This is a genomic window from Streptomyces thioluteus (assembly GCF_039535865.1).
Genome location: NZ_BAAAXZ010000136.1, coordinates 25,865 through 32,272 on the forward strand (window position 1 = coordinate 25,865; position 6,408 = coordinate 32,272).

The 6,408-nt window shown below is 70.2% G+C and carries 2 protein-coding genes and 1 pseudogene; 2 read left to right on the forward strand and 1 reads right to left on the reverse strand.

The window, feature by feature from the left end; genetic code table 11:
- The first annotated feature begins 288 nt into the window (after positions 1-288).
- Positions 289-1,343: pseudogene (locus tag ABD794_RS18205) on the forward strand (DegT/DnrJ/EryC1/StrS family aminotransferase).
- A 106-nt stretch (positions 1,344-1,449) separates the two neighbouring features.
- Here ABD794_RS18205 and ABD794_RS18210 read toward each other — a convergent pair.
- The gene (locus ABD794_RS18210) at positions 1,450-1,593 is read right to left on the reverse strand and encodes a hypothetical protein (protein WP_344964632.1); all 144 of its coding nucleotides are present in this window, start codon (positions 1,591-1,593) and stop codon (positions 1,450-1,452) included.
- A 3,012-nt stretch (positions 1,594-4,605) separates the two neighbouring features.
- Here ABD794_RS18210 and ABD794_RS19240 point away from each other — a divergent pair.
- On the forward strand, positions 4,606-4,860 hold the full coding sequence (locus ABD794_RS19240) for a hypothetical protein (protein WP_425586063.1): 255 nt from the start codon (positions 4,606-4,608) through the stop codon (positions 4,858-4,860).
- Positions 4,861-6,408 lie beyond the last annotated feature (1,548 nt).

Here is a 6,408-nt window from a genome sequence, read left to right on the forward strand (position 1 = left end):
ACCCCGGACGCGGACGGTCCCCTCGCCGGAGCCGCCGCCCTCCTCGTCCGGCCCCGACGGGTACGTCGCCTGGGCCGGCGGCGACGGCGACGGCCTGTCCGGGGCGCTGCGCCGCTGGTTCGGACCGCCCGCGGAGGGCCGGCCGCGCACTCCACCACGATCAGGAGGGACACCGCGTGACCATTCGTGTCTGGGACTATCTGCCCGAGTACGAGAAGGAGCGGGCACGACCTGCTCGCGGCCGTCGAACAGGTCTTCTCCTCCGGGGCAGTTGGTGCTCGGCGCAGCGTGCGGGGCTTCGAGGAGGAGTTCGCCCGCTACCACGGCACCGGCTTCTGCACGGGCGTCGACAACGGCACCAACGCGCTCGCGCTCGCCCTGGAGGCGCTGGGCGTCGGGCCGGGCGACGAGGTCGTCACGGTGGCCAACACCGCTGCGCCGACCGTCGTCGCCATCGTCTCCACCGGAGCCGTCCCGGTCTTCGTGGACGTCCGCGAGAAGGACTTCCTCATCGACACCGACCGGGTCGAGGCCGCGATCACCCCCGCGCACCAAGGTCCTGCTGCCGGTCCATCTCTACGGGCAGTGCCGCGGACATGGCGCCGCTGGAGGCGGATCGCGCGGCGCCACGGGCTGAAGATCCCTGGAGGACTGCGCCCAGGCGCACGGAGCCCGTCACCACGGCCGGATCGCGGCACGATGGGCGACGCCGCCGCGTTCTCCTTCTACCCCACCAAGGTGCTCGGGGCCTACGGCGACGGGGGAGCGGTGCTCACCGACGACGAGGAGACCGACCGCGCCTGCGGCAACTGCGCTACTACGGCATGGACAGGACGTACTACGTCGTCAGGACGCCCGGTCACAACGCGCGGCTGGACGAGGTGCAGGCGGAGATCCTCCGCCGCAAGCTCGGCCGCCTCGACTCCTACATCGAGGGCCGGCGCGCGGTCGCCCGCCGGTACGAGGAGGGCCTCGGCGACCTGACCGGACCGGGCGGGCTCGTGCTGCCGTCCGTCAACGAGGGCAACGACCACGTCCACTACGTGTACGTCGTCCGCCACCCGCGGCGCGACGCCGTCCTGGAGGCGCTGGAGGCCCGGGGCATCTCCCTCAACATCAGCTATCCGTGGCCGGTGCACACCATGTCCGGCTTCGCGCACCTCGGCTGGTCCGAGGGCTCGCTGCCGGTCACGGAACGACCTGGCCGGCGAGATCTTCTCGCTGCCCATGTACCCCTCGCTCCCCGAGGCGGTGCAGGAGCGGACCATCGCGGCCCTCCGCGAGGTCCTCGCCGCGCTCTGAGACGGGCTCTGAGACGGGCACCCCCCACTGGAAGGAAGTAGCTCTGCGAACCATGCCAGCCACACCGTTCGCCCAGGCCGACCTGAGCATCTACGCCGCCCGTGTGACCCTACGACGCCATTCCATCTACCGCGGACGCGGCAAGGACTACCGGGCGAGGCGGCCGTGGTCGCCCGGCCACATCCGCGCCACCCACCCGGCGCGCCGCGTCCCTGCTCGAAGTCGGCTGCGGCACCGGCGGCACATCTGCCACGGTACTTCGCCCAGGAGTTCACCCGGTGCGAGGGCCATCCACGCGGACCGACGGCATCCTGGACGATTTCTGCCGCCGGGAGACAGGACGTCCCTCGGCTCGCCACCGGGCGAACCATGCGGGCCGGCCGCCACCGGCCCGACCGCTCGACCGCGGTTCGTCTCCCCTTCAGGCGCCGTGGGCAAACCTCGGCCGGGGGACGCGAATGGCTACGCCTCGCGGCCTCGTTCGCCGCCCACCTGAAACGCGCGGCGGCTCGTCGTGGTCAACCCCTTGGTGGGTTCCGGCCAACTTTCACCCATAGACCCATTTTGTCTTTGGGCGGCCAGTCTCTAGTCGTCTCGAAGCGTGGAACTGCCCGCACCTGTCTGCCCGCTCCTCCTCACAACGGCCTTCTCGTTTCCTTCGAGGGGGACGCCCGCCTTAGCCGGATGGGTTGAGGGTCCAACATCTAACGCGTTCGCCGAACCGGGGAAGGGCGTTGAGCTTACTCACCGCACCCATCGTGATGGCCTTCTTCACATCGGTGAAACAGTACGAGACCGCCTTCAACCCGGGCCGGCTCTCGCCGTCGAGTACGTCACGGCTGAGACCCCGGCAACCGGTCTTCTTCTTCGTGGCGTGCTCCGGGCGGTGCGACCGGCTGAGCAGGGCGTGGCGTGGACTCGGAGAAGCTGGGGACACACGAGGGGCGCAACTTATTCGCACTTTCGCACCGCTGCCGTTGTACCGGGACGAACGCGTGGCCTGTTCACCTCGCCGTTTTTCCGGGCAAGGAGGCGTTCGCGGGGCCGTCCGCACCCGGCTCTTCCCGGTGCGCACTGTCAAGCCAATCAACGTGTTCCTGCCCGCGGCGTGTCCTCCCGCGGAGTCCACTACACTCGCCGACGCGCCCTTTTGGGCCTCCGCGCCAAAATACGGTCTGAATGCCCCATTCTCGGTCCGCTTGGTATCCTCGACTACCTCGTGGACCCTGCGGGTGGGCTCGCTCGACCTTCGGCCCGCTGCGACCTTGCGAGCGAATCGCTTCGTGCTGGCCGACGGCGGCCGGGCCCTGTACGTCCCCGTCGGGTTGGGACACGCCTTCCTGTCCCTTGGAGGGACGGTTCGGTCGGGTGGTGTCCTGGCTTTGCGGCAGGGGCTACGCCCCCTGACTCGCTGGAGCACGCTTCCTAGACTCCCCTCGACCCCGGCCCTCGCCATGCCCCTCCCCGGACTTTTGGGCGATGGAACCCTCCGTCCGCTCGCCGCTTTCCTTTGCGACCCGCACGCGCCCACGCTCGCCGAGGGCCGCGGTTAGGGGGGCTGCTGCCCGACTACGCAGCCTGCGGGAAGCGGAGTTAGGACCGGCTGTGGCCGTGACTCGCCCCGCTCGTCGCCCTGCTAGGCGCCTCCGGCACCTTCGTCGCTCCGCATGTCTGCGCGACAAACTGGCTGCCTCTCCTCCGCGGGCTGGCCCTGGCGGATCAGGGCGGTGTTCCAGGCGGCCCTGTGGCCGTCCCCCGCCCGGGGCCCGCGCCGCCCGTCGATGGTCCGCGCCCGCTCGACCTCACTTCGGCCCCGCGCGATGCGGCGGCCGTCGCGGACGCCGACGTCCGTCGTCCTCGCACCGGATTCCGGGCCCGAACATCGCCACGAGCGAGGGGGCTGGGAACGACCTGCGGATCGAGGACGAGCGACGCGGCCGCTCGGACACGCGTTCAACAGTCCAGGCATCGGTCCAGCGACCTCGCGGCGCGCTCGCCGCCCTGCCCCCGCACGGGATGCCGGCACGGTGCTGTTTCGACGGCGCGTACTCCCAGGCGGGCCCCCCTGGCACACTAAGTGACAGTGCTCGACGGCACCGAGACCGACCGGCCGGCGGGGGAGTACGACAGCCTAGCAGCTGCGTTGACTGGAACGGCTGTTTGCTCGCCGCGGACGCCGAGGGGCGTCCTGCCCGGCGTCTCCCTCCGGCGGCTCCCACCGTCTTCGGCTTTAAGGCCCGGATCCGTGGCCCGGGACAACGGCGTGCGTTCGTGGGTGACGACGATGGCCCGCAGGGCGCTTGGCCCCGGTGCTCCGATCACCATGTGGCCACGATTTTTTCCGGCCACGGTCGCTCTCGGCGACCTGCTGTACGTCGGCCGACGCCGCCTTCGGGCCTTTCGTCGCCGCCGCTCCGGCACGCTTGGGGGCGCTGTTTCCGGCCATTGGCACTGGTTCTGCTCGGACACAGCGGGGCGAGCCCCTCGGCTCCGTCTTCAGGGCAGGTGGCCGCCCTGGGCCGCGGAGCACACCGGCCGGCCCGCCCGTTCCCGTGGTCCTCCGTCGAACCCCCCTCGGCGCACCGCCGAGCCGGGGCGCGACGTCCGGTCAGAGCTGTGACCGTCACGATCGCTCCGCCCGTTTGTTCCGGCCGCCACCGGCTGGTCGGACGGAGTTCCGGGTGCCCCTCGCCGAGGCCTCGCGGCGCACCGTCGTACCCTTCTGCGCCGGAAGGCGCGGGAGAGGAAACCTGCCGTGGACCGCCTGCTCGACGCCGTGTGCGCCCCCGGACCGAAAAGGCCGCTTGTCGCTCCGGACTGGCCCGGTCGCCGCTTTGCCCCCGCAGGCCGGGTGCCCGGCACGAGGAGTCCCCCGTTGGCTGGTTGCGGACGGACTACGGGCGACGCCCACCGCTTCGGAGAACTGGGAAACGGTGTGCGAGCTCGACGAGCTCGAGGCTGAGTTCGACCGCCCCCCGTGCGGGCAACCTCAGTCCACCGTTAGCGGCCGGTTCTTATCCGTCGAGGGCCATGGAGGTCGGTCGCCTCCGAAGGGCCCTTCCAGACGCCTGGTTTCGGCCGGGCAAGCCCGTCATCCACAAAGCCCGAGACCGGACGTCCTGGGCATCCTTGGCAAGGAGTTCGACGGCTTCGTCCTGCACTTCCTGATGCAGGTCCAAGATGGAACCCGGCAACTCCCACCCTGCTCCAGCCTGTCGCCCACCGTGTCATCAGGCCACATTCTAGCAACTACTCCGGGTTCGCACCCGGGGAGCGCGTCGATGAAGTACCCTAGAGCACTTCCTGGTCCCCCCGCCGCGGAGGGTGATCGCCGACTCCCTCCAGTCGGAGCAACGGCCGCAGTGTGGTTTCTTCCGCCAAGGCCAAACCGCAACATGCTTGGTCGAGACGGACGAGGACGTGCCGCGCTACGAGGACTTCCGCTGGCTGGATCGCCTTTCACGGTCAATGGGGCCGCTTGCCCTTGCGCTCCTTGACATCCTCGTCTTGTCAACAACTCTGGATCGCGCGCCATTCCGTCGTGCTCTCGCTTCCTAGTCCGCGTCCCGGAGAACAGGGCACTGCTCCGCTCTCCGACTACCGTCAAACTGCTTTGTCGTGGATCACCGCCGAGCGGGCCCAGCCGCACCATGACGGACCGGCCGCGTTCCCGCTGGGCTCGAGTGTGGAACTGGCTGGGGAAAAGCGGGGAGACCCGCGGCATCGGCCCGGACGAACGGGCTGGGTACTCCCGGTTCTTGGGGGTCGCCGTCGCAGGCGGCAGCAGGGAGGTGCCCGGCTGGGTCGCCCATGCCCTGTTCGAGACAGGTCGGCACCCGGGTCGTTTGTTGGTGGACCGCCTTCCTCCACCGGCGGATCGGGGTTGGGTGTCCGCATCCTGCTGGTGCGCCCAGGGGGAACCGGGTTTCGTGACACCCTGGAGCTGGCGCCGGACGTCCCAGTGCCCCGGCGAATGGTTGCCGGTGCCCGGCCCGCTGGACCGGCCCCCCTTTCCTGGACGCCGTCTCTGGCCGCGGGGCCGGACCGGCTCCGTACCTCGGGCACTCCACTCCGAGGAGGGCGGCCGGTTCCTCGACGCGGTGAGCGCTTGCCTTGTTCTCGACGGGCCGACGTTCCGCGACCCCGCCGCCCGACTCCCCGGCTTTGCCTTTCTTGCTTCCAGTGGGTCGTCCCGTGGTCGGCAGCTCAACGCGCTCACGCTGCGCTGTATTCCGCATTTTTTCTACCTCAACGTGCACGGCCCCGGACCGCGTGCTGTCCTGCGTAAAATCCGGGGCGGTGCTGCGGTCTGTATCCGGCCTGTGGTGGACCCCTTTCCCGTCGGGCTTCCCTCCGACGGGAGAAGGGGTCCACACGGCTGTTCAGCCGCCGGTGATCGCGATGGTAGTGGCGGACCGCGGCCCGGGTCGTCCGCATCGGTCTGCGAGACAGGGCCGTGGCCAGGTAGGCCAGGCGATGAGGCTGGAAGCGGTGAGTGTTCTTCTCCAGCCGCACCGTGCTTCGTGGTTCCGGCCGGTGCCCCGGCTTTGTCCTTGTCAGGTTACGGGTGGCGCCCACGGTCCTTTTAGTCGGTGGGCGCTGGGGCGCCAGCGAGGTGCTCCAGTCCGCTCCATGTTCGCGCTAGGTGGTGCGGGTATTAGACGGGGGGGCGCGGATGAGCGCGGTGAGCTGTACGAGGAACCAGAACGGTTCGCGCCGCGGCCCCGAGCGCGGGCGGGCTGGCCGCTGACGATCGACGATCCGGCGAACGTCCGTGTCGTCTGCATGTGCCGTCACAAGGAGCTCCGGGTATTGCAGTTGTGGCATATCCCGCCGGTTTGTCCATTCTGGTCACTGGGCCCCGGAGCGCCGAGACGACGGACACGTCGGCGCCGTTCGCGAGCGCCGGTTCAGGGTTGCGGGGGCGGCCATGGTCGGCCGTGACGACCCGTCGAGGGCCGCGGTTGGTTCGACGGGCAGCCGGGCCGGGTCAACGGACGACGGCGCGCAACCCGGTGTCCGCCCGTTCGAGCGCAACTCGCTGACTCGACGGGACCGAGGGCGGCCGGTTTGCCGCCGGTGGCGCCGAAGACGGGGAGCGTCGCA

What these genes read in the sequence shown, in the direction of transcription:
- ABD794_RS18210 (WP_344964632.1), bottom strand. Translation starts at nt 1,593, where the DNA reads ATGGCCCTCGCACCGGGTGAACTCCTGGGCGAAGTACCGTGGCAGATG.